This is a genomic window from Aggregatibacter segnis ATCC 33393, from assembly GCF_900476035.1.
GTDB lineage: Bacteria > Pseudomonadota > Gammaproteobacteria > Enterobacterales > Pasteurellaceae > Aggregatibacter > Aggregatibacter segnis.
Map to the genome: position 1 here is coordinate 1,334,181 of NZ_LS483443.1, position 23,054 is coordinate 1,357,234.

General features: G+C 41.8%; 21 protein-coding genes and 1 pseudogene. 9 read left to right on the plus strand and 13 right to left on the minus strand.

Features of this window, described 5'->3' with window-relative positions:
* Positions 1 to 17: 17 nt before the first annotated feature.
* Positions 18 to 320: a ribosome assembly RNA-binding protein YhbY gene (gene yhbY / locus DQN58_RS06580; protein ID WP_006717959.1), complete on the minus strand. Its 303-nt coding sequence runs from the start codon at positions 318 to 320 to the stop codon at positions 18 to 20.
* 99 nt (positions 321 to 419) lie between these two features.
* A complete protein-coding gene (locus tag DQN58_RS06585) occupies positions 420 to 1,034 on the minus strand; it encodes a riboflavin synthase (protein WP_006717961.1) in 615 nt (204 codons plus the stop codon).
* 24 nt (positions 1,035 to 1,058) lie between these two features.
* Here DQN58_RS06585 and DQN58_RS06590 point away from each other — a divergent pair, with 24 nt between their 5' ends.
* From DQN58_RS06590 to DQN58_RS06600, 3 genes are all read left to right on the plus strand, one after another.
* A complete protein-coding gene (locus DQN58_RS06590) occupies positions 1,059 to 2,456 on the plus strand; it encodes an MATE family efflux transporter (protein WP_006717963.1) in 1,398 nt (465 codons plus the stop codon).
* Between the two features lie 157 nt (positions 2,457 to 2,613).
* Positions 2,614 to 4,845 (plus strand): TonB-dependent siderophore receptor, encoded by a 2,232-nt coding sequence (locus DQN58_RS06595; RefSeq protein WP_006717965.1) that lies wholly within the window; start codon positions 2,614 to 2,616, stop codon positions 4,843 to 4,845.
* Between the two features lie 55 nt (positions 4,846 to 4,900).
* Positions 4,901 to 6,646 carry an ABC transporter ATP-binding protein/permease gene (locus DQN58_RS06600; RefSeq protein WP_006717967.1) on the plus strand — a complete coding sequence of 582 codons (1,746 nt, stop codon included), beginning with the start codon at positions 4,901 to 4,903 and terminating at the stop codon, positions 6,644 to 6,646.
* A 78-nt stretch (positions 6,647 to 6,724) separates the two neighbouring features.
* Here DQN58_RS06600 and ybaK read toward each other — a convergent pair whose 3' ends face one another.
* Positions 6,725 to 7,204, minus strand: a complete 480-nt coding sequence (gene ybaK / locus DQN58_RS06605; RefSeq protein ID WP_006717969.1) for a Cys-tRNA(Pro) deacylase — start codon at positions 7,202 to 7,204, stop codon at positions 6,725 to 6,727.
* Positions 7,205 to 7,264: 60 nt separating this feature from the next.
* Between ybaK and DQN58_RS06610 the strand changes: the two genes are divergently transcribed.
* Both DQN58_RS06610 and DQN58_RS06615 read left to right on the plus strand, forming a co-directional pair.
* Positions 7,265 to 8,236 carry an oxidoreductase gene (locus DQN58_RS06610; protein WP_006717972.1) on the plus strand — a complete coding sequence of 324 codons (972 nt, stop codon included), beginning with the start codon at positions 7,265 to 7,267 and terminating at the stop codon, positions 8,234 to 8,236.
* 58 nt (positions 8,237 to 8,294) lie between these two features.
* Positions 8,295 to 8,924: a DUF1919 domain-containing protein gene (locus tag DQN58_RS06615; protein WP_006717973.1), complete on the plus strand. Its 630-nt coding sequence runs from the start codon at positions 8,295 to 8,297 to the stop codon at positions 8,922 to 8,924.
* A gap of 73 nt (positions 8,925 to 8,997) precedes the next feature.
* Here DQN58_RS06615 and DQN58_RS06620 read toward each other — a convergent pair whose 3' ends face one another.
* Genes DQN58_RS06620 through msrB form a run of 3 tightly spaced genes read right to left on the minus strand, consistent with a single transcriptional unit; the run spans position 8,998 to position 11,211 of the window.
* Positions 8,998 to 9,480, minus strand: coding sequence for a redoxin family protein (locus tag DQN58_RS06620; protein WP_006717975.1), 483 nt, complete (start codon positions 9,478 to 9,480; stop codon positions 8,998 to 9,000).
* Positions 9,481 to 9,495: 15 nt separating this feature from the next.
* The gene (locus tag DQN58_RS06625) at positions 9,496 to 10,137 is read right to left on the minus strand and encodes a cytochrome c biogenesis protein CcdA (RefSeq protein ID WP_006717977.1); all 642 of its coding nucleotides are present in this window, start codon (positions 10,135 to 10,137) and stop codon (positions 9,496 to 9,498) included.
* A gap of 3 nt (positions 10,138 to 10,140) precedes the next feature.
* The gene (msrB, locus tag DQN58_RS06630) at positions 10,141 to 11,211 is read right to left on the minus strand and encodes a peptide-methionine (R)-S-oxide reductase MsrB (protein WP_006717980.1); all 1,071 of its coding nucleotides are present in this window, start codon (positions 11,209 to 11,211) and stop codon (positions 10,141 to 10,143) included.
* 211 nt (positions 11,212 to 11,422) lie between these two features.
* Here msrB and can point away from each other — a divergent pair, with 211 nt between their 5' ends.
* Complete coding sequence (can, locus tag DQN58_RS06635) at positions 11,423 to 12,115, plus strand: carbonate dehydratase (RefSeq protein WP_032997846.1); 693 nt, start codon at positions 11,423 to 11,425, stop codon at positions 12,113 to 12,115.
* Between the two features lie 94 nt (positions 12,116 to 12,209).
* Here can and dolP read toward each other — a convergent pair whose 3' ends face one another.
* From dolP to DQN58_RS06655, 4 genes are all read right to left on the minus strand, one after another.
* Positions 12,210 to 12,797: a division/outer membrane stress-associated lipid-binding lipoprotein gene (dolP, locus tag DQN58_RS06640; protein WP_032997848.1), complete on the minus strand. Its 588-nt coding sequence runs from the start codon at positions 12,795 to 12,797 to the stop codon at positions 12,210 to 12,212.
* A gap of 65 nt (positions 12,798 to 12,862) precedes the next feature.
* Positions 12,863 to 13,447 carry a D-sedoheptulose-7-phosphate isomerase gene (locus DQN58_RS06645; protein ID WP_032997851.1) on the minus strand — a complete coding sequence of 195 codons (585 nt, stop codon included), beginning with the start codon at positions 13,445 to 13,447 and terminating at the stop codon, positions 12,863 to 12,865.
* A 5-nt stretch (positions 13,448 to 13,452) separates the two neighbouring features.
* Positions 13,453 to 13,812, minus strand: coding sequence for a YraN family protein (locus DQN58_RS06650; protein WP_006717984.1), 360 nt, complete (start codon positions 13,810 to 13,812; stop codon positions 13,453 to 13,455).
* A 9-nt stretch (positions 13,813 to 13,821) separates the two neighbouring features.
* Entirely contained in the window at positions 13,822 to 15,540 is a 1,719-nt protein-coding gene (locus tag DQN58_RS06655) for a penicillin-binding protein activator (protein ID WP_006717985.1), read from the minus strand.
* Positions 15,541 to 15,616: 76 nt separating this feature from the next.
* Here DQN58_RS06655 and rsmI point away from each other — a divergent pair, with 76 nt between their 5' ends.
* The gene (gene rsmI, locus DQN58_RS06660) at positions 15,617 to 16,465 is read left to right on the plus strand and encodes a 16S rRNA (cytidine(1402)-2'-O)-methyltransferase (protein ID WP_006717986.1); all 849 of its coding nucleotides are present in this window, start codon (positions 15,617 to 15,619) and stop codon (positions 16,463 to 16,465) included.
* Positions 16,466 to 16,595: 130 nt separating this feature from the next.
* On the opposite strand, the gene glpK is transcribed toward rsmI, so the two are convergent.
* Positions 16,596 to 18,095 (minus strand): glycerol kinase GlpK, encoded by a 1,500-nt coding sequence (gene glpK, locus DQN58_RS06665; RefSeq protein ID WP_006717987.1) that lies wholly within the window; start codon positions 18,093 to 18,095, stop codon positions 16,596 to 16,598.
* Positions 18,096 to 18,129: 34 nt separating this feature from the next.
* Positions 18,130 to 18,924, minus strand: coding sequence for an MIP/aquaporin family protein (locus DQN58_RS06670; protein ID WP_006717988.1), 795 nt, complete (start codon positions 18,922 to 18,924; stop codon positions 18,130 to 18,132).
* A 318-nt stretch (positions 18,925 to 19,242) separates the two neighbouring features.
* On the opposite strand from DQN58_RS06670, the gene DQN58_RS06675 reads away from it, so the two are divergent.
* Both DQN58_RS06675 and DQN58_RS06680 read left to right on the plus strand, forming a co-directional pair.
* A complete protein-coding gene (locus DQN58_RS06675; protein ID WP_006717989.1) occupies positions 19,243 to 20,832 on the plus strand; it encodes a glycerol-3-phosphate dehydrogenase/oxidase in 1,590 nt (529 codons plus the stop codon).
* A gap of 250 nt (positions 20,833 to 21,082) precedes the next feature.
* Positions 21,083 to 22,420 carry an NAD(P)/FAD-dependent oxidoreductase gene (locus tag DQN58_RS06680; protein ID WP_006717990.1) on the plus strand — a complete coding sequence of 446 codons (1,338 nt, stop codon included), beginning with the start codon at positions 21,083 to 21,085 and terminating at the stop codon, positions 22,418 to 22,420.
* A 90-nt stretch (positions 22,421 to 22,510) separates the two neighbouring features.
* Here the strand turns inward: DQN58_RS06680 and DQN58_RS06685 are convergent.
* Positions 22,511 to 22,993, minus strand: a pseudogene (locus DQN58_RS06685) (NAD(P)H-dependent oxidoreductase); the annotation flags it as partial.
* Positions 22,994 to 23,054 lie beyond the last annotated feature (61 nt).

Here is a 23,054-nt window from a genome sequence, read left to right on the forward strand (position 1 = left end):
TATGTTTGCGTTTTGTCTTATTTACGCGGAAGTTGAATTTTATTTTCTTCACTTGGGCGATACAACACTAATACATGACCGATAGTTTGTACTTCCGCAGCGCCGGTTTCACGCACGATAGCATCAATAATCAATTGTTTGGTTTCGCGATCAGAACCGTTGATTTTCACTTTAATCAATTCGTGATGATTAAGCGACAAATCAATTTCTGCCAACACGCCTTCCGTTAAACCATTGCCACCGAGCATGACGACCGGGCTTAAATGGTGGGCAAGGCTTTTTAAATATTGTTTTTGTTTTGTTGATAATGTAATTGACATAATAATCTCGTTGAAAAATTTGATGGCTGATTCTAAAGCAAAATGGGCGTTTTAGCTAATAAATTCTGATAAAAAACGCCGTAAAAAAACACCGCACTTTTAGGCTTCTTTCTGCGCCAAATAACGTTCCACCGTATCCACGATAGCTTGTGTTTGCGGATCGATTTCAATATTGACTTTTTCACCGACCTCTTTCTTGCCAATTAGCGTACGATGAATGGTTTCCGGAATCAGGTTGACGCAGAAACGTTGTTCGTGAACTTCACCAATGGTTAAACTGATGCCATCCACGGCAATAAAGCCCTTGGTTAACACATATTTCATCATGTCTTGATTCGGCAGTTGGAACCAAATTTGCAGGTTGTTTTCAGATGGAAGGCGTTCAACGATGTCCGCGGTGCAATACACATGGCCGGATAATATATGCCCGCCGATTTCTGTGCCCATTTGCATGGCGCGTTCGATATTGACGAAATCGCCAGTCTTTAATTTGCCTAAATTAGTGATTTTCAAGGTTTCTTGCATTAAGTCGAAACTGACCAAATTATCTTGGATTTTGGTGACGGTTAAACACACGCCATTGTGTGCAACGGACGCACCGATTTGTAATCCTTTCAGCATTTCTTGTGGCATTTCCACCACGTGTGTTCTAAAATTAGTCCCTTCTGTAATAGCCTTAATTTGTGCGGTGCCTTGCACAATGCCTGTAAACATAATGACCTCGAAATCTATTTATTTATGAATCTAAACTTCGTCAAAGAATATCATATTGAAGCCAAAAAATTAATTGCTATCGCTATACCGATTTTGCTTGCACAAATTGCGCAAAATTCCATGGGGATGGTGGATACCATTATGGCGGGGCGCGTGAGCGCAGCAGACATGGCAGCTATTTCCGTGGGTGCCTCCATTTGGTTGCCGTTGGTGTTATTCGGACACGGGTTGTTACTCGCCTTGCCTCCGACCATTTCCTATTTGAATGGCTCCGGTCAGCGTAAACGGATTGCTCATCAGGTACGCCAAGGCATCTGGATTGTGTTCTTTAGCTGCATTCCCCTCGGCTTATTGATTTATCACAGTGATGTTGTCCTGCAAAACATGGATATGGAACCACGTTTGGCGGAGATCACAAGCGGCTATTTACACGCCATGATTTGGGGCTTGCCGGGTTATTTATTAATGATTAATTTTCGTTGTTTAAATGACGGCATTGCCAAAACCAAGCCTGCCATGATGATTGCTTTCCTCGGTTTAATGTTCAACATTTCCCTTAACTATATTTTCATTTACGGCAAACTCGGTATTCCGGCATTTGGGGCGGTGGGCTGTGGTATTGCGACGGCAATCGTGAACTGGATGATGTGTCTTCTCATGTTGACCTATTGTATGCGCGCGAGAAATCAACGTGATTTAAAGGTCTTCGATAAGATTATCGAACGTCCGAATGTGCGTACATTGAGCAAGTTGCTGAAACTTGGATTTCCTATCGCCATGGCGCTGTGTTGTGAAGTGGCATTATTTGCATTGACTTCATTATTTCTATCACCACTTGGTGCTGATGTTGTGGCGAGCCACCAAATTGCCTTAAACACCAGTTCGTTTGTCTTCATGTTGCCTATGTCGATTGGCATGGCTACTACGATCTTAGTAGGGCAACGTTTAGGTGAAAAATCGCCACATGGGGCAAAACTGGTGTCTTATTCTGCGTTGGCGGTCGGATTATCAGTTGCGATAGTCACTGCATTGTTAACGGTAATTTTACGTGAGCATATTGCTGCCATTTTTGTGAAAGACATTGAAGTGATTGCCATGGCAGGCACCTTATTATTAATTGCCTCGCTATACCAATTTTCTGACACGGTGCAAGTGATTATCGGTGGCGTATTGCGTGGTTATAAAGATACCAAAGCCATTTTATACATCACATTATTTTGTTATTGGGTGGTGGGGATGCCGCTTGGTTACGCATTGGCACGCACCGATTGGATCATTACAGGTGGCATTGCGGCAAAAGGGTTCTGGATTGCCTTTATTGTGAGTTTAACTTTAGCTGCGATTTTATTAATTTATCGTCTCCGAAAAATTCAGCGTTTGCCGGATGAAGTCTTGTTAGCACGTTTAGAAAAATTGAAATAAAAAGAAGCCTGTTACCGTTGTAGCAGGCTTTTTTCATCTAAAGTGCGGTTATTTTTTGAGATGTTTTTTTAGTGTATTTAAAAGAGAATAATTCTCTTTTTCAGCTAAAACTTTTCAGCTATACTGTCGCCGTTTTTTGACTCGAAAAGGTAATGTTATGAAATTTAAATTAAGCGTGATTTCCACCGCACTTTTAACGGCGGTATCCATGTTGGCTTATGCGGAAGAAAAAGCGGAAAATCTTGAACAAATCACTGTTGAAGATACCGGCATTAAGCAAAACGGTTATCAAACCACCGGGACCTCTGTGGTCTCAAAAGCCGAGGTGCCTGTGCTGGATACACCGAACACGGTCAATATTCTTTCCACCCAATTATTAAAAGATCGCAAACCCGAATCCTTAATTGATGCGCTTTACAATGTGAGTGGCGTTAGTCAAGCCAATACCTTAGGCGGCATGTTCGATTCCATTCAAAAACGCGGTTTCGGCGGCAATCGTGATAATTCGATTATGCGTAACGGCTTGCAAGCCGGCCCTGCCAAGAACTTTAGTGCCACCACGGAAACCGTCGAAGTCTTAAAAGGCCCGGCCTCTGTGCTTTATGGTATTCAAGATCCGGGCGGTGTCGTCAATATCATTACCAAAAAACCGCAACAAACACCAAAATATGTAGTGGGCGGCACATTGGGAAATCATAGTTTGTGGGGAACACAAGTGGATTTTACCGGTGGCTTAGGCAACGGCTTTGCTTATCGTTTTATTTATGACAAACAAGAAAAGAACTATTGGCGTAACTTTGGCAAAATTAAAAACACCACTTACGCGCCTTCTCTTTCTTGGGAAAATGACACCACCAAAGTCTTCGTGGCGTATGAGCATAAAGACATTCTTGAGCCGTTTGATCGTGGGACGAATTTATTAACGGCGACAAATTCTCTGCCGAATATTCCGGTCTCCCGTCGTTTAGACGAACCGAATAATGAAACCACGGCAAAAACCGATAACATTGATTTTAAAGTTGAGCATAAACTTAACGATAACTGGAAGTTAAACGCCGGTTATAACTATGCCCGTTATGAATATTTCTATAATCAAGCGCGTATTTCGAATATTAATGTTGCAGACACACCGATCCCTGCGGTTAAAAATAAAAAGGGCGTGATCACCTCTCCGGAATTAAAAGCACGCCATGTACGCCGAGCCATTGAGCAACAACAAGGCGATCAACGCGTGCATAGTGGCACATTAAATATCGTGGGTGAATTCGGTATTGGTGAGATTGCTAACCGTTTTGTCGCCGGTGTGGATGTGATGCGTAATATTCGTGATATTGGTCCGATTTATAACCAAGGCATCATGAATTCCGATATTAATATTGATCATCCAAACTACACCAATCCTGTTGCGCAGAAGAAAAACGGCAATGGCAATGCTTACCAATATAACTATTTAAAAACTGTTGGTGTTTACGTTCAAGATACGGCTTATTTCACTGATCGCTTTATTATGACCGGCGGTTTGCGTTATGAATATTTTGACCAATTTGCCGGCCGCCATTGTTTAAATGCAGCAAATTGTGATGTGTCAAAAGGACAAAACGTAACGAAGACCGGTAATACGGATCAGCACGATGGTAAGTTGCTTTATCAATTAGGTGCGGTATATAAATTTACGCCTGATTTTGCCACTTTTGCTAATTACTCTGAATCCTTCCGTCCGCAAATGAGCGTTGCAACTCCTGTGAACGGCGATTTGAAACCGGAACAAGGCAAATCCATTGAAATTGGTGCCAAATATGAAAATGCTGGTTTTAATGCAACGGTTTCGTTATTTAACATCAATAAACGTCATGTGGCAGAAGCGGTGGGTAGTGGAGCCAATGCCGAATTAAATATCGTCGGCAAACAACGTTCCCGCGGTGTGGAATTTGACTTAAACGGTCAGCTTACCGCTCAGTTGAGCGTGGCGGCGAACTATACTTACACCAAAGTGAAATCCTTAGAAAATGAAAGATACCCTGACGCGGTGAATCAACAGCTTTCCGGCGTGCCGAAACATCAAGCCTCCTTATTCTTGGCTTATAATGTGGGCGAATTTGATTTCGGCAATATCCGTGTTGGCGGTGGCGCTCGTTATTTGGGATCTTGGTATGCCTATACAAATAACTACGCGAAATCGTATAAAATTCCACACGCTGTAGTGTATGATGCCTTTATTGCCTACGACACCAAAATCTCCGGCAAGAAAGTGTCATTCCAACTTAACGGTAAAAACTTAACGGATAAAACCTATTTCCCATCTACTTCAGGTAATGCAACAAACACGCTGATTCCGGTGGCGTTGGGGTATGGACGTGAGTTTATCTTTAATACCAAAGTGGAATTCTAATTAAATACATTCATCCCTAAAGGGCGTTTAACGCCCTTTCTTTTTGGATATTCAAATGGATTGGCAAACAGAAGTTAATAATAGTTTCTCTTGGATTTTGACCGCACTTTTCGGCGTGTCGGCGGTGTTGGCAGTATTGGCATTGGCGCTTAAACGAACAGACTTCGGGCAACGTTTTTGGCTGATTACACAACCTTGTGTGCAAACCTCATCGGCATACAAAATTATCGCTTTGCTTTTATTATTGCTGACCTTGATTTTGCTGGAAGTGCGAATCAGCGTGCTGAATTCTTTTTTCTATAACGGGCTTTATACCTCGTTACAAGAACAAAAAGCCGATGCCTTTTGGTTTTTTGCCGGGCTTAATGCCTTGTTGGTGATGTTCAAAATTGTCCATTCCATTATCAATTATTTTGTACGCCAGCTGTTTGAAATTCGTTGGTTAGAAAAACTCAATAATGAAATGCTGGTGCGTTGGTTGCGCCATAAAAATTATTATCGCCTGAAATACGAAAAAGAATTGCCGGATAACATCGATCAACGTATCGAACAAGATGCCCGTGAATTTATTAGCGGTACGGTTACCATGTTGCAAGGCTTGATTAATTCCGTGATGTCCACCATTGAATTTACGATTATTCTGTGGGGCTTGTCAGGGATATTGGTGTTGCTCGGCGTGCCGATTCCGAAAGGCGTGGTGTTCTTTATTTATATTTTTATCATCGTCGCCACCGCACTTTCCGTTTGGATTGGACATCCGCTGATTAAATTGAATTTTGATAAAGAACGATTGAACGGGGATTACCGTTATTCCTTGATTCGCGTGCGTGATAATGCAGAAAGTATTGCGTTTTACGGTGGTGAAACAAAAGAGCGGTCAAATTTACAAGCGAAATTTCACGCTATCATTCACAACCGTTGGGTAATTGTGCGCCGTATGTTGGGGTTGGACGGGTTTAATACCGGCGTGACGCAAATTGCCATGATTCTACCGCTCATGTTGCAAGCGCCACGTTTCTTTGCTGGACAGGTGAAATTAGGCGATATGCACCAAACGGTGCAAGCCTTTAATCGTCTTATGCGGGCGTTGTCTTTCTTCCGTTTGTTCTATGAAGAATTCACGTTGTATCAAGCGCGTCTCAATCGTTTGTATGGTTTTTTTACCAAATTAGACGAATTGGACGGCACGGACATTCATCAACCGGTGGAGTGTTCTCATCGGGTGTCATTGCATCATTTCGGGATCAAAGACGGCAACGGAAAAGTCTTGTTGAAGGATCTGAACGTGGATTTACAAAATGGCGATGCTTTGCTCATTCAAGGCCCCTCTGGCGCAGGAAAAACCTCGTTACTCAAAGCTATTGCGGGGATTTATCCGTTTGATACGGAAGGTCGGGTAGAGCGTCCATGTAGCAACAGTCTGTTTCTGCCACAACGCCCGTATATGCCGCAGGGCACGTTGCGCGAAGCGATTTGCTATCCGAATATTGAGCCTAAACGTGGTGAATTGGAGTTGGCTATGGAGCAGTGCCGTTTGAGCAAATACATTCCGTCTCTTAACGAATCCAACGACTGGCAGGCAATTTTGTCTCCGGGGGAATTGCAACGGGTGGCGTTTATTCGCATTCTTCTGATGCAACCCGATGTGATTTTTTTAGACGAAACCACATCAGCACTGGACGAACCGACGGAAGAATTGCTGTATAAAATCATCCGCAGCCGCTTCCCAAACATGATTATTCTTAGTGTCGGTCATCGTTGCACGTTGCAACAGTTTCATAATAAGCAGCTAGTGCTATAAATGCGCTAAAAGTGCGGTGGTATTTTGGGGCAAATTGAGGGTAGACATTAAAAAACGCCCTGAAAATCGACCGCACTTTTATCCTTCATCCACAATGTCCACAAATTGTGCATTTAAGATCTTCGCCAAATCTTGCGGTGCGAGTTCCACGCTTAAGCCACGTTTGCCGCCGGAAACGTAAATCTGATCAAAGTTTAAGGCAGAATGTTCAATGACCGTGCTTACTCGTTTCTTTTGACCTAATGGGCTGATGCCCCCCACTAAATAACCCGTACTTTTTTGTGCTGCATCTTTGTCTGCCATCTCTACTTTTTTCACCCCTAAGGCTTTCGCGGCTTTTTTCAAACTTAACATGTGGCTGGTCGGTAAGACGAAACAAGCGAGCTTTTTCTGATCACCGTTTTCTGCCACCAATAAGGTTTTGAAAGATTGGTCGGGATTGATGCCTAATTTTTCAGCGGCTTCATCGCCAAAATGCGTATTGTCAGGATCGTGATCGTAGTGATGTAACGTGAAAGGCACCTTGTGTTTTTTCAGTAAGTCAATCGCCGGTGTCATTGTATTTCCTCATGATAATTCAGTAAAATGTAGCCCGTTTATTTTACTGCGGAGAAAAAAATGAGTACAAGTTTAAATGTTGCCCTTGTCGCGGAATTTGATTTATGCGAGAAGTTGGCGGAGGCGTTAGAGCAGAGTTGTTTAGAAATTGAGAAATTGTCCGTCGTTGAGCTTTTCCCTTTCAGTGAAGAACAAGGCATTCGGTTTAATAATAAAAGTGTCGAACAACGTCCATTAGACGAAACGGAATGGTCAGATTTCAATTATGTTTTCTTTGCCGGCGATGTAACGCATGCCGCGCATATGGCTAAAGCAGCACAAGCCGGTTGTGTCGTGATTGATTTGAAAGGTGTGTGTGCTTCGTTAAATGATGTGCCGCTGATTGTGCCAAGTATTAATGATGAACAGTTAGTTGTATTACAACGTAACATTGTTTCGTTACCAGATCCGCAAGTCACTCAATTTGTTTTCTCTGTGTCACAATTTGCCCGCGAAAATACGCTTTCTCAGGTGCTGGTAACATCCTTATTACCGGCATCTTATATTGACAGTGATACCGTGAATAAACTAGCTGGGCAAACCGCGCAGTTGTTAAACGGTATCCCATTAGACGAAGAACAACAACGCTTGGCGTTTGACGTGTTCCCGTCTCCGAAATCGCCTGCAAGTCTTGCGGCACAAGTGGAGAAAATCTTTCCTCAATTATCGAATGTGATTTTTCATCAAGTGCACGTGCCGGTATTTTATGGCATGGCGCAAATGGTGACGTTGCGTTCGGAGTATGAATTTGATGCGCAAGCACAGCTTCAAGCATGGCAAGCCAATGAGCTTGTAGATTATCGTGAAGCGTCTGCATTGACACCGGTCACAAACGGGGAAGCTGAAGCAGGTGAAGCGCCTAAATTGCATATTGGCGGCTTAACCGCACTCGAAAACGGCATGCAATTTTGGTTGGTTGCCGATGAGCAACGCTTTGATATTGCGCTACTTGGTGTGAAATTAGCGGAATTGGTGTATCAAAAAGGATATTAGTTTAAGTGAAAAGTGCGGTAGAAATTCACCGCACTTTTTTGTTGTCAGAGAATTCATCATGTTTTTATTTTCAAAAATCATAAGTGCAATCAATAAATATTACAGACGATCTATTAATCGCGAATTAAGAGCTCGATTACAAAATCACGGGATGTCTGTGCTGTCGAGTAATTGTGTCGGCGCGTTTATTTTGCACGATTTAAATGAACCTTTTAATTCGCCTTTTGTGAATTTATTTATTAAACCGCGGGATTTTATTCGTTACTTACAAAATATGCCTCACTATCATCAGCAAACCTTGGTATTTAAGCCGAGTGATAAAGCGTATCCCATTGGTTGGTTGGACGACATTCCCATTCATTTTATGCATTACCACAGCGAGCAGGAGGCTCAAGAAAAATGGGAAACCCGTTTAAAACGTGTCAATTTGGATAATTTATTTATCATGATGACGGATAAAGACAGCCCTCAAGGTATGATTGAAGAAGAGCTTGAAGCCTTTGATCGCTTACCCTTTAAAAATAAAGTGGTGTTTACCCATAAACCTTATCCGCACTTGAAATCGGCGTTTTATATTCGTGGTTTTGAGCAAGATGATCAGGTGGGCGATTTATTTGCATTCTCTGGTTGGAACGGCAAAAAATATTACGATCAATTTGATTATGTAGCCTGGTTTAATCAGTCTTAAAGACAATTTGCAGTGACAAGAGAATAAAAAAGTGCGGTGAATTTTCACCGAACTTTTTTCATCGGGCGAGAATTTAATTTTCCATTAATTGTTTAATTTGTGCCGTGCCTAAATGCCCCGGTAAGGTTTTTTGAAGGGTAAAATTGGCATCCAATACTAAACTGGACGGATAACCGCGTACTTTTCCGCGTTTAATGACTTCGCCGCTTTCATCGAGCAACACAATGATGTTTTTATAATCTAACCCTTTGTACCACTCAATAAAATCTTGGGTTTCCTTTTCGCCTTTGGCTCCCGGTGAAACGATCGTGATCACATCAAAGTTTTTGTTTTGATCGGCACTGAGTTCGTTAATTTCCGCCAAACCGGCAAGACAAATCGGACACCAAGACGCCCATGTTTTGACGTAAACCGGTTTACCTTTGGTAGTAACTTTTTCGAGTGTGACCACGTTATTATTTAAGTCCTTAAATTGAACGTCTTTCAATGTGTTTTCTCCTTCTGCAAAGCTATTTATGCTGAATGCCATTAATAATAATGCAATAATTTTTTTCATAGTTGATACTTCCTTTTACTGTAAGTTATTGGTAATGAGTAAAACGCCCATGACGATAATTAATAATCCGCCGACAATTTTGAATTTACCTAAATGCTTATTCAGTGCTTTGGTACGTTTAAGCAGTTCTTGGGAAAACAAGGAGAACAGCACGAATGGCGTCGCCAAGCCGAATACATAAACCATCATCATCGCCGCACCGTATAATGCAGATCCTTCGTCGCCGGAAAGCGCCAACACGGAAGCTAAAATCGGACCGATACAAGGTGTCCAGCCAAGACTAAATGTCAATCCGAGGAAAAATGCTTCAAAGGAGGCACTTTTGCCTTCGGTTTTCACTTCTACCACTTTGGTTCTTTCTAAGAAATTCAACTTGATAATACCTAATTGGTGAATCCCTAAAATAATGACGATAATACCGGCAATGATTCTGACGTTATCATTAAAGAACAAATTGCCGAGAAAACCGAAACTAAATCCAAGGCTCACAAAGGTTAAGGACAAGCCTGCAATAAACAAGAAAGTATTCAGAATCTTTCTGCCGCCTTTCGCCAAAATACCAAAATAAATAGGAATAATGGGGAAGATACAAGGCGACAAAAAGGAGGCAAGACCGGCAAGGAAAACCGTGCCGATTAATAACTGCTGATCAAACATCTTTTACTCCTTCACCGCATTAATCAGGTAGCCATAGTTTTCTTTTGCCATGTTTTCCAATGGAATGAATTTGATGGAGGCACTGTTAATGCAATAGCGTAAACCGCCTTTATCTTTCGGGCCATCGTCAAACACATGACCTAAATGGGCTTTTCCGCTACGGCTGATGACTTCCGTTCTGAGCATATTAAAGCTGTGATCGTCTTGATAAGTTACCACCTCTTTGGCAATTGGTTTGGTAAAACTCGGCCAACCGCAACCGGACTCAAATTTATCTTTCGAGGAGAACAGTGGTTCGCCGGTGGTGACATCCACATAAATACCCGGTTTGAAGTTATCCCAATATTCATTGCTGAAAGAATGTTCGGTATTTTTGTTTTGTGTCACGCTATATTGCAGCAGGGTTAATTTTGCTTTGAGTTCCGCATCGCTTGGTTTTGGGTAATCTTTTTCGTCGATAATGATGTTATTGGCTTGTTCCAAATCGATGTGGCAATAGCCGTTTGGGTTTTTCTTTAAATAATCCTGATGATAGTCTTCCGCTAATACGTAATTGCGTAACGGTTCCACTTCAATTTGAATTTTGTTTTTGTATTTTTCTTGCAGTGTGGCAAGTTCTTTTTCAATCACAGCTTTATCCGCGACGTCTTGATAATAAATACCGGTGCGATATTGTCTGCCGCGGTCATTACCTTGTTTGTTGACACTGGTCGGATCAATAACCTGAAAATAATATTTCAGTAATTTATCTAACGAAATTTTATTGCGATCATAGGTCACTTTTACCGTTTCTGCGTGATCCGTAATACCGATCATTTGATAACTGGTTTTGTCACCTTTGCCGTTAGCATAGCCGGACACGGCATCTTCCACGCCATAAATGCGCTCCATATAAGCTTCAATGCCCCAAAAACAGCCACCGGCTAAATAAATTTCGTGGATATCTTTTGTTGCTTCGGACATGTTGCTTTTCTCCATGGTTGGTTGAACGTGATTTTCTGCCATAACACTTGTCGGGATTGCTGCACAGGATAAAAGTGCGGTCAATATCAGGACTAATTTTGATTTTTTCATAAGGTCTCCTTAGTAACTTGAAAAGAGTGTAATGCCGATTCCTTTGTATTTATTAGACGAAGTGGCTAGAGGTTTCTTACACATTTTTTATGAATTTTAGGCACAATTAAATCATGAATAGAAGAAGAGGGGATAATAAAAAGAAATTTTATCGAAAAAATAATTGGGCTATACTGAGCACCTTTTGATTTTTGAGGAAAGAGGATTAGCGATGAAAAAAATAGAAACCTTGTTTGCCAACAATTATGCGTGGGCAACGCAAATGAAAGAGGAAAACTCCACTTACTTTCAAGAATTGGCCGAGCATCAACAGCCGCATTATTTATGGATTGGTTGCTCAGATAGTCGTGTACCGGCAGAGAAATTGACGAACTTGGAGCCGGGAGAGTTATTTGTTCATCGTAACGTGGCGAACCAAGTGATTCATACGGACTTTAACTGCCTCTCTGTGGTGCAATATGCTGTGGATGTGCTGAATATTGAACACATCATTATTTGTGGCCATACAAATTGTGGCGGTATTCATGCTGCAATGAATGATAAAGATTTGGGCTTAATTAATAACTGGTTATTGCATATCCGAGATATTTGGTTCAAACATGGTCATTTGCTTGGCAATCTTTCACCGGAACGCCGTGCCGATATGTTGACTAAGTTAAATGTGGCGGAGCAGGTATATAATTTGGGACGCACTTCCATTGTGAAAAATGCGTGGAAAAACGGCAAGAAATTATCTCTGCATGGTTGGGTTTATGACGTGAATGATGGTTTCTTGGTTGATCAAGGCGTAATTGCCACCAGTCGTGAAACTCTCGAAATTTCTTATCGCAACGCGATTGCTCGTTTATTGAAATTAAACGAAGAAGAAATGTTGAAAAAAGATCATGAGCGAGAGGCAGAATAATATAAAAAGGGTTGAACGTAAATGTTCAACCCTTTTAGTTTGAATCATGTTTGGTTGAAAAAGTGCGGTCATTTTTGACCGCACTTTTCAGGTATTAATTCAAATAATTAAAGACTTTCACTACTTTAGTCACACCGGAAACATTGCGGGCAATTTCTGCCGCGGCATTGCCTTGGTCATGAGTGACGTTACCCAATAAGAAGACTTCATTGTTTTCGGTGATAACTTTCACATCACTGGTTTTCACTTTAGAATCTACAAGCATTTTGGATTTGATTTGGCTCGTAATCCAAGCATCTTTACTGATTTGAGAAAAACTTACTTTTGGTCCGACGCGCACTTCGTTGTAAACATCATTTACATTTTGTACGCCTTTGGCTAATGATGTCGCGATTTCTCGTAAATTATCGTTAGGTACTTGACCGGTTAATAAAATTCGACCGCTATAGGAGGTGATACTAATGCGCGCTTCGGATTTAATTTGCTGATCTTTATAGATAGCTGATTTTACCCTTTCTTCTAAGGTTTCATCATCAATTTGGGTGCCTACTGTTCTTGGGTCTGTTGCGACTTTGGTGGCACCGGCAACGGCTACTCCACCAATAGCGGCGGCAACACATCCTTGTAATAACATGGCGCCAGCAAAAATGAATGCCAGTTTTTTTAGTGAACTTGGTAACATAGTCATCTCCTTTTTATGTTTAATTATTAGCGTTAGTGTGACTTGAACGCTTACTTTCTGTCAAGTTACGAATGTGAGAATAGTTTGAAATCAATTAGTTCGCAAATGCTGTTAATAATGAATAAATGATTTTCCAAAATTCGACTTTCTTTTGAACTTGGTACGGAAATATGTAAATCCTTTTCCGTTAAAATCCCTTGAATATGATCGTTACTGTTTCCCGTTAAGACAATCACATTGATCTCTTTGTTCACGGCATGTGTGATAATGTTGAGAATATTGCTCTCATTGCCTAATAGCGCAAAGACCACCAAAATATCGCCTTGCTGTGCAATGGCATTGAATTGGTGTTGATAAAGCTTTTCTAGGGTATTGTCGGAAACGAAAGTAGAACCGACCGCACTATCTAAACTTAATAGGACGGAGGGAAAGCTTGGGCGTTTTAACTCATAGCGATTGAGTAAATTTGCTACCAAGCATTGTGCGTTAATGTAAGAACGACCTTCGCCGCAAGCAATAACTTTATTTCCGCGTAAGAGACTGTTGATTAATAGCTGTGTGGCCTCAGCGATTTGTGGGCTAAGCAAGCTTTTTGAGTAAATATGCGTTTTGATATTTTCTTCATATAACGCATTGAGTTTATTTAACATAGTCATCAATCAAGAAAGTTAGGAATCCATTGAATGTCATGCTCGGAATGACCAAAAGCAACCAAATCGAAACGACAATCCGTATCTTCTAAGCTTTGCTTTCGTTGTGCTAACCAAAGCGTTGCCGCATCCATCCAACGTTGCTGTTTTTTCCAATCAACACTTTCTACGGCGGAACCGAAATGATCATTTTTACGTTGGCGTACTTCTACAAACACAATGGTGTCTTGATCTAACATGACGAGATCTAATTCACCGCATTTGAAATTCTGATTGGCTGCAAGAAAAGTTAAGCCTTGAGATTCTAAAAAGAGGCGAGCTTTGTGTTCAAATCTCGCCCCTTGTTGACGTTTTAGAGAGAACATACGTTCAACTTAGTTTAATACTTGGATGCCACCATTTTGGTATTGGAACCAAGTCATATCGCGTTCGATATTACAGTTTGGACCGGCGCTTAATTTACCGGTTAAACCGTCAATTTGATAGCCGGGGACTTGGCGTAATTCATTGAAATGATTGATAAGCAACCAAGCATCTGCGCCCATTGCGTATAAACGCATGAGAGAGTAATCGCCATTCGTATTGTTGGCAATTTTTTGATATTGGGCGGAATCCGTATCTTTAAAGAACGGAATATCGCTGAATTGTAATCCGTTCATCAATAAACGATATTCAGTGCTGTTATTGGAAGAGTTGCTACGTGAGCTGGCATACAATTTGATGTTGCTACCGCTGTTATCAATAACTGTTTTTAAATCAGCCAACTCATCACTTTTAGCCACAACATATAATCCTTGTAGATTTTGACCTTGTAATGCAACGCCGACATCTGCAGATTGATTGTAGTATTTGATATTTGCATCCGTACCAGCCAATTGTTGCCAACGTACGTTAAATGCAGTTGCGGTGCGTTGTCCTAAATCATTTTGTGGTACAGCAACCATCGGTTCACGAATACCGTCTGCCCACATTTTATTGGCTGCAGATTCCGCCTCATCTTCCGGAGATAGACCGTAATAGCACACTTGACCGATTGCACGGGCATTTTGTGTTGCATTTAAGGTTAACACGCTTAGATCTTGAAGTGCGGATGGATTGTTGAGAAGAGTATCAACGTTTTGTTTCAATAACGGACCGATAATCGCACGGGCACCGGCTTGTTTTGCTTGAGCAATGATGTCATTCACCGGTGTTGCCACAGTGTCATAAAATTCTACTTGAACGGAGGTGTCACCGCCTCTTGCCGCATCAAAACCGGATTTGATCGTGTTGCCTAGAATTTGACCATTACCGCTTAAAGGTAAAAGTAAGGCCACTTTGGTTAAAGAAGTTTGTTGGAAATTAAACAAACCTTGTAACTCTGTCGGGAATAGATAAGCTGCAGTGTGATTTGAATAAGAGGCTTTCCAGTTTTGTAATGCTTGGCTTAATTGTGTCGGTTGATTGATATTGTCGTTATACGCACGGGTTAATGCCAACCAGCCGGCTAAAGCAAGGTTGCCTTCATCTTGTGTGTTATTGATGATGCCACGATTTGCACTGCGTAATAACGCCCAAGTGCGGTCGTTATTTTCTTGTTTTCTTTGTACATCGCTAAGCACTTGATCCATTTGAATACGAGCTTTTACTGCTTCAATAATGTCTGCTTTATTTTCTGCAATGCGTGCTTTTACAGCATAATAACGACCGGTTTGAGATGGGCTTAGTTGCGCTAAATTCACGCTTTTTAATACGTTTGCTGCACTGGTATTATCGTTTTTTACTGCCGCGATATGTGCCTCAATAAGAGATTTATCGACAAGTTGATCCGGGGTGAGATCTTTTAATTCATTTAATAAGGCTTGTGCTTGAGGGATTTTATTTTCAGTTATCAAGACACGCGCTGCCAACAATTTATAGGTTTGTTGTTCTTCTACTTTTTGTGTTTGCTCGATTTTGTTCATATAAAAATCGGAACTGGCATTCGCATCCTCTTTTAGCATGTTAGCGGTATTGCCACCAAAAAAACTGGTAGTACAACCCGCTAATAACAGCGTAAAGAAAAAAGGCATTAATCCTTTTTTAAAATTAATGCGTTGTAATAGAATAGGCATAATTACTCCATTTGTTGAAACAATTGGGGCGATCTTACTTATGTCACTCACTAAAAGCAAATAAAAGAAACACGAAATGAGCAATTCAAACGGAATTTTATACATCGTCGCTACGCCGATTGGTAATTTGCAGGACATCACTCAACGGGCATTAGAAATCTTTGAAAAAGTCGATTTAATTGCCGCGGAAGATACTCGCCACAGTGGACTATTGTTAAGCCATTACGGCATTAAAAAGCCGTTTTTTGCTTTGCACGATCATAATGAGCAACAAAAAGCGGGCGCGTTGGTGGAGAAGTTATCACAAGGCACGAATATTGCGTTAATTTCTGATGCGGGCACGCCACTGATCAGCGATCCCGGATTTCATTTAGTGCGTCAATGCCGCCAAGCGGGAATTCAAGTTGTGCCGTTGCCGGGCGCCTGTGCGGCAATTACCGCGTTATGTGCTTCGGGGATTGCTTCTGACCGTTTTTGCTTTGAGGGGTTCTTGCCGGCAAAAAGTAAAGCACGCTTGGACAAACTAAAAAACGTGGAGAATGAAGACCGCACTTTGATTTTCTATGAATCGACTCATCGTATTTTAGACAGCCTTGCGGATATGCAAACCGTGTTTGGCGGCGAGCGTTATGTGGTGCTGGCGCGTGAAATTACGAAAACCTGGGAAACCATTCATGGTGATAATTTGGCGGAGTTGTTGGTTTGGTTACAAGAAGATCCGAATCGCACTAAAGGCGAAATGGTGCTGATTGTTGAGGGAAAAACACAAGAAGAAAACAATGATGAAATTTCTCCGCAAGCGGTAAAAGCCCTTGAATTGATTAGTCAAGAATTGCCATTGAAGAAGGCAGCGGCTATTGTAGCGGAGCTTTATGGCTATAAGAAAAATCAGTTGTATCAATTCGGATTGGAGTTTTTGAGTTAAAAGTGCGGTTGGTTTTTTAAGTATTTTTTATCTTGAAAATCGCGAAATACCATTTCCGTTTTCTTCTATATAAAAAGGCGAGAGGAAAACCCCTCGCCCATATATAAAAGATGTAGGAAGGTTAAATTTTTTATTCCTCTTCCCACGCCAATGCACGCTGAACCGCTTTCTTCCAGCCTTGGTAAAGTGCGGTGCGTTTTTCCGGTGTTTCTTTCGGTTCAAATGTCCGTTCGACAATAGCTTTGCCACGCAATTCTTCCAAGTCTTTCCAGAATCCTACCGCAAGTCCGGCGAGGTAGGCGGCGCCGAGTGCAGTAACTTCACGCACTTTTGGACGCTCAACCTTCACATCAAGAATATCTGCTTGGAATTGCATTAAGAAATTATTGGCAACGGCACCACCGTCCACGCGTAAAGCCGCTAATTTTTCACCACTGTCAGATTGCATCGCATCTAATACTTCACGGGTTTGGTAGGCGATGGCTTCTAGAGTAGCGCGGACGATGTGATTTCGGTTAGCACCACGGGATAAACCGACAATCGCACCACGTGCATACGGATCCCAATATGGCGCACCTAAACCGGTAAAGGCAGGTACCACATAAACGCCATTGGTATCTTTCACTTTGGTCGCGAAATATTCGGAGTCGGCACTGTCGTGAATTAAACGCAATTCGTCACGTAACCATTGGATTGATGCGCCACCCATAAAAATAGAACCTTCTAAGGCATAGCAAGGTTCGCCTTTGGCATTACATGCGATGGTGGTGAGCAATCCGTTTTTAGATTCGACCGCTCTGTCACCCGTATTCATCAACATAAAGCAGCCGGTACCGTAAGTGTTTTTCGCCATACCGGGTTCCACACATAAATGGCCATAAAGCGCGGCTTGTTGGTCTCCAGCGATACCCGCTACCGGAATCCGCACACCGCCTTTACCCCCGATGTTGGTTTGTCCATACACTTCAGAGGAATTGCATACTTTCGGCAACATGGCTTTTGGAATATCTAATAACTCAAGCATTTTGTCATCCCATTGCTTGGTGTGGATATTAAACAGCATAGTACGAGATGCGTTGGTATAGTCGGTGACATGGGCGCGACCTTGGGTCAGTTTCCAAACTAACCAAGTATCCACGGTACCAAACAACAATTCGCCTTTTTTCGCCCGTTCTCTGGCGCCTTCAACATGATCCAAAATCCATTTGATTTTTGTACCGGAAAAGTAAGGGTCAACGACAAGTCCGGTGGTTTTACGAATATAGCTTTCGTGTCCATCGGCTTTTAATTGGGTACAAATATCGGCAGTACGACGACATTGCCAAACAATCGCGTTATAAATCGGTTTGCCCGTTTCTTTTTCCCAGACGATGGTGGTCTCACGTTGGTTCGTGATCCCGATGGCGGCAATTTTATCGGAGGTAATGCCTGCTTTAGCAACGACTTCGTTTAATGTTGAGCTTTGGCTTGCCCAGATTTCCATCGGATTATGTTCAACCCAGCCCGCTTGCGGATAAATTTGGGTAAATTCACGCTGTGCCACTTCGACGATATTGGCATTTTTATCTAATAAAACCGCACGGGAGCTTGTGGTGCCTTGGTCGAGAGCAATAATGTATTCTTGAGTCATGAGTTTCTCCTTATATAGAAATAAAGCGGGTGAACTAGGATTCGCCGCAGTTACACGGTAAATTTTTACCGATAAAACGTTGGTATCCCCAAGCGCCAAGCAAGCCACCGACAATTGGTGCAATTAAAGGGACGAGGACATAAGGAATGGCTAAACCACCAGTGAGCGCAATGTCGCCCCAGCCGGCAAAATAGGCAAATAATTTCGGGCCAAAGTCACGCGCCGGGTTCATGGCAAAGCCGGTTAATGGACCGGTTGCACCACCGATGACGGCAATAAGTAAACCAATCAATAGGGGAGCCATAGGACCTTTAGGTACGCCGTTGCCATCATCGGTTAAGGCTAAGATTAAGCCCATTAAAATGGCGGTAATCACTGTTTCCACTAAAAATGCTTTGTAAAATGTGATGTGTGGATGTGGATAGGTTGAGAATACATTGGCAACACCAACGGTTTCTCCGCGAACGATATTTTGTGCGGCTTCCGTTGCTGCAAAAAGATCTTGATAAAGCAAATAAATCAACGCAGCGGCAACAAATGCACCGGCCATTTGCGCGATGATGTAAGGAATAACTTTTTTGCCGTCAAAGCAAGCAAATTTCCATAAAGCAATGGTTACCGCCGGATTTAAGTGAGCTCCCGATACGCCGGCAGTACAGTATACCGCCATAGCGACTCCGATCCCCCAAACAATGGATATTTCCCAAAGTCCGAAGGCTGCACCTGCTAGTTTTGCTGCTGCGACACAACCGCAACCAAAGAAAATAAGAAGACCTGTACCTAAAAACTCCGCAATACAAGCACCTTTAAGTGTGTGATTTGTAGCCATAAGCTCTCCTTAATAAGAAGGAATTGATAAGAAGCATTTCGTTTTAAAACAGAATGCGGCGTCAAATTAATGAATAAATTTTCGCCAAGCAAACAAAAATAGTTTAATTTGTGAGCAGGATCACAGAATATTTAATCGTTTAAGCAAACGTTTGCGTAAATTTTAGAATGTTTGAGCGTTAATCGTGATCATGATCACAAATTTAGAAATTTATATTTTCTTTTGTTTCCTTTATTTTCGTTTGATGTGATAAAATGAGCATAAACGAACATTTCGTATTAAAAGTAAACAATTCGATATCAATCTTCGAGGTGAAAAATGCAAAGAAATACGCAGCTTGAAAACGTAAAAAATACAGCGCAATGGGATTTTATTGTTGTTGGTGGCGGTGCCAGTGGTTTAGGTATTGCTTTAGACGCAGCATCACGTGGCTATAAAACATTGTTATTGGAAGGCTATGACTTTGCAAAAGGTACATCAAGCCGTAGTACTAAATTAGTACATGGTGGTGTGCGTTATTTAGCTGCAGGCGATGTCGCTTTAGTAAAAGAGGCTTTACGTGAACGTGGTCGTTTAGCAAAAAATGCCTCCCACTTATTTAAAAACCAAAATTTCATCATTCCTAACTACAATTTTATTGATAGCGTGAAGTACCGCATCGGTTTAGGTTTATACGATTATTTATCCGGTAATTTAAGTTTAGGTAAAACCATTGCCATCAGTAAAAACACCACAATGCAACGTTTGCCAACCTTAAACGGTGCAGATTTGAAAAACGGCGTAGTGTATAAAGACGGTCAGTTTGATGACTCCCGTTTAGCGGTGAATATTGCACAAACCGTTGTGGAACAAGGCGGTACCGTGTTGAATTATGCGAAAGTAACCGAATTGCTCAAAGATCAACAAGACAAAGTCAACGGCGTTAAATTTACGGACGAATTAAGTGGCGAACAATATAGCGTACAAGGTACTGCGGTGATTAATGCTACCGGTGTGTTCATGAATGATATTTTATCTATGGATCACGGTACTGATAAAAAATTCGTCGTGCCAAGCCAAGGGGTGCATTTGGTATTGGATAAATCCTTCTTACCAAGTGATGACGCATTGATGATTCCAAAAACCTCTGACGGTCGTGTATTGTTTGCGGTGCCATGGCATGAAAGATTAGTGGTTGGTACAACGGATACGTTGGTTAATGAGCCGTCTTATGAGCCGGTTGCTTTAGAACAAGAAATTCAATTTATTTTAGACACTGCCGGTCAATATTTAACGAGAAAACCAACACGCGATGATGTGTTAAGTATTTTCGCCGGCCTTCGTCCGTTAGCCGCGCCGGAAAAAGCCGGTCAAAGTACCAAAGAAGTGTCTCGTAGCCACAAAGTGGTGGTCAGCGACAGTGGTTTAGTGACCATTACCGGTGGTAAATGGACGACTTATCGTCAAATGTCTGAAGACACTGTAGATGAAGCATTAAACGTACATCCGCAATTAGCGAAAAAACCATGTGTTACAACGAATTTGGCGATTCACGGTAAAATTCCGGCAGAACAAGTGGATTTGAAAAATCACTTGTATATTTACGGTGCTGACATTCCGGCAATTAAAGCATTGGAAGCTGAACATCCGGAAATGGCGGAAAAAATTCATCCGCGTCATCCAAATACTGTTGCTGAAGTGGTTTGGGCGGTGCGTGAAGAAATGGCACAATCTGTTGAAGATGTTCTTGCACGTCGTGTTCGTTTATTGTTCCTCGATGCCCGTGCAGCCATCGACAGTGCGGCAAAAGTGGCAAGCGTCATGGCAAAAGAATTGGGTAAAGATGAACAATGGCAAAAAGAACAAGTAGAAGCGTTCTTAAGCATTGCGAAACATTACTTGCTCGTGGATTACGCGCCACAAAACTAATTTTCATTTTTTTCCTGAAGTTAAGATAAAAGGCAACATCATGTTGCCTTTTTCTTTTTTACTATTGCATGACGGAATATCGAAAGGAAAGTGCGGTGAAAAATAATGTTATTTTTACCGCACTTTTGTTTTCATTTACCTAACAGAAATGAGGTATTTTCTGACTTTTCTAAATCGCGTTTAAGAAAAATGGCAAAACCAGTGTTAAAATATTGTTAATTAATTTTTATTTTTTAGTTTAGAGGTATTTATGAAAAACATCGTCATTGTCGGTGGTGGCGCCGGCGGGCTTGAGCTTGCCACCCATTTAGGCAATAAACTTGGGCGTAAGAAACGTGCCAATGTCACCTTAATTGATCGCAACCAAACTCATTTATGGAAACCGTTGTTACATGAATTAGCGACAGGTGCATTGGATGACGGCGTAGAAGCATTAAGTTACCGCGCCCATGCTCACAATCATTATTTCAACTTTGAGCAAGGTTCCATGGTTGGCTTAAATCGTCAACATAAATATGTGGAACTGGCGCCGGTTTATGGCGACGACGGCGATATGATCGTGGTTTCCCGCCGCATTCCTTATGATTATTTAGTGATTGCCATTGGCAGCAAATCTAATGATTTCAACACAAAGGGGGTTGAAGAAAATTGCATCTTTTTAGATAGTCCGGCACAAGCCATGCGCTTTCAACAAAAAATGTTGGCGCTTTTCCTGAAATTTCGTGAAAACCAAGTATTGGACGATATTGGTGAGACGGAAAGTAAACAGGAGTTAGTACAAGACGGCCACATTCATATTGCGATTGTGGGGGCCGGGGCAACGGGCGTGGAGCTTTCTGCAGAGCTGTATAATGCTGCAGAGCACTTGTCTTCTTATGGTTATGGGCAAATTGATAGTAGCCGTTTAAACGTGACTTTAGTCGAAGCCGGCTCCCGTATTTTACCGGCATTGCCTGAACGCATTTCCAATGATGCCACGGAAGAACTCCGCAAATTGGGCGTGGATGTCAAAACCAATACGATGATTGTTGAAGCGGAGAAAAAACAGTTGGTGACAAAAGACGGACAACATATTCCGGCGGATTTAATCGTATGGTCGGCAGGCATTCGCACTTCAGGCATTACGAAACGTTTTGACGGATTGGAAATCAACCGAATTAACCAATTAGTCGTGAAGAAAACCTTGCAAACCACAAATGACGACACGATTTTTGCCATGGGCGATTGTTGTTTCTTTATGCAAGAGGATGGCAAACCGGTGCCGCCAAAAGCCCAAGCCGCGCACCAAATGGCAAGTCGTTGTGCGAAAAATATCATTGCTTTATTTGATAACAAGCCATTGAAAGATTTTAAATATAACGACAAAGGTTCATTAGTCTCTTTATCTGAATTTACCGCATTTGGCGCTTTAGGTGGCAAGATTACCGGCGGTTCTTCCATGACCATTGAAGGTAAAATCGCACAATGGATGTATGTCTCCCTTTATCGCATGCACCAAGCGGCATTACATGGTTGCTTTAAAACCGGTTTAATTATTGTGGTAGGGCACTTGAATCGTTATTTAAGACCGTCATTAAAACTACATTAATAAAAATGTGGGAAAACATGACCGCACTTTGCGTTAGATTTTAGCTATAAAAAAAGCACCTTTATGATGCTTTTTTGTTTTGAGTGTTATTTAAAGTGCGGTCGCAATTTTATCAATTTCTGCTTTTGCTTGCACTTGTGCTTTTTCGATGGCTTCCGGACCAAATCCAATGCCTTCCACATAAACGAATTGCACATCGGTAATACCGACAAAGCCTAAGATAGCTTTCATGTATGACGTCACCAAATCTGTTGGTTGATTTTGATGAAAACCACCAAATGCCGCTAATACCACGGCTTTTTTACCTTTTAATAAACCTTCCGGGCCTTTTTCAGAATATTGGAAAGTGACACGCGGACGTGCAATAAAATCAAAATAGCTTTTTAGTTGTGTCGGAATATGGAAGTTGTACATCGGCGCGTTAATAATCAACGTGTCTGCCTTTTTGATTTCCGCTACTAATTCATCAGATAACGCCAATAATGCATTTTCTTCCGCGCTTGTTGGTTGGCCGCGCAATGCCGTTGCGGCCGTTGCATCAAAATGCGGTAGTGGATTTGCGGCAAGATCACGGTATTATGTAGCAGTTGCACAAAGACCAAAATTTAACCAAAATCACACGAAAATGCCCTTA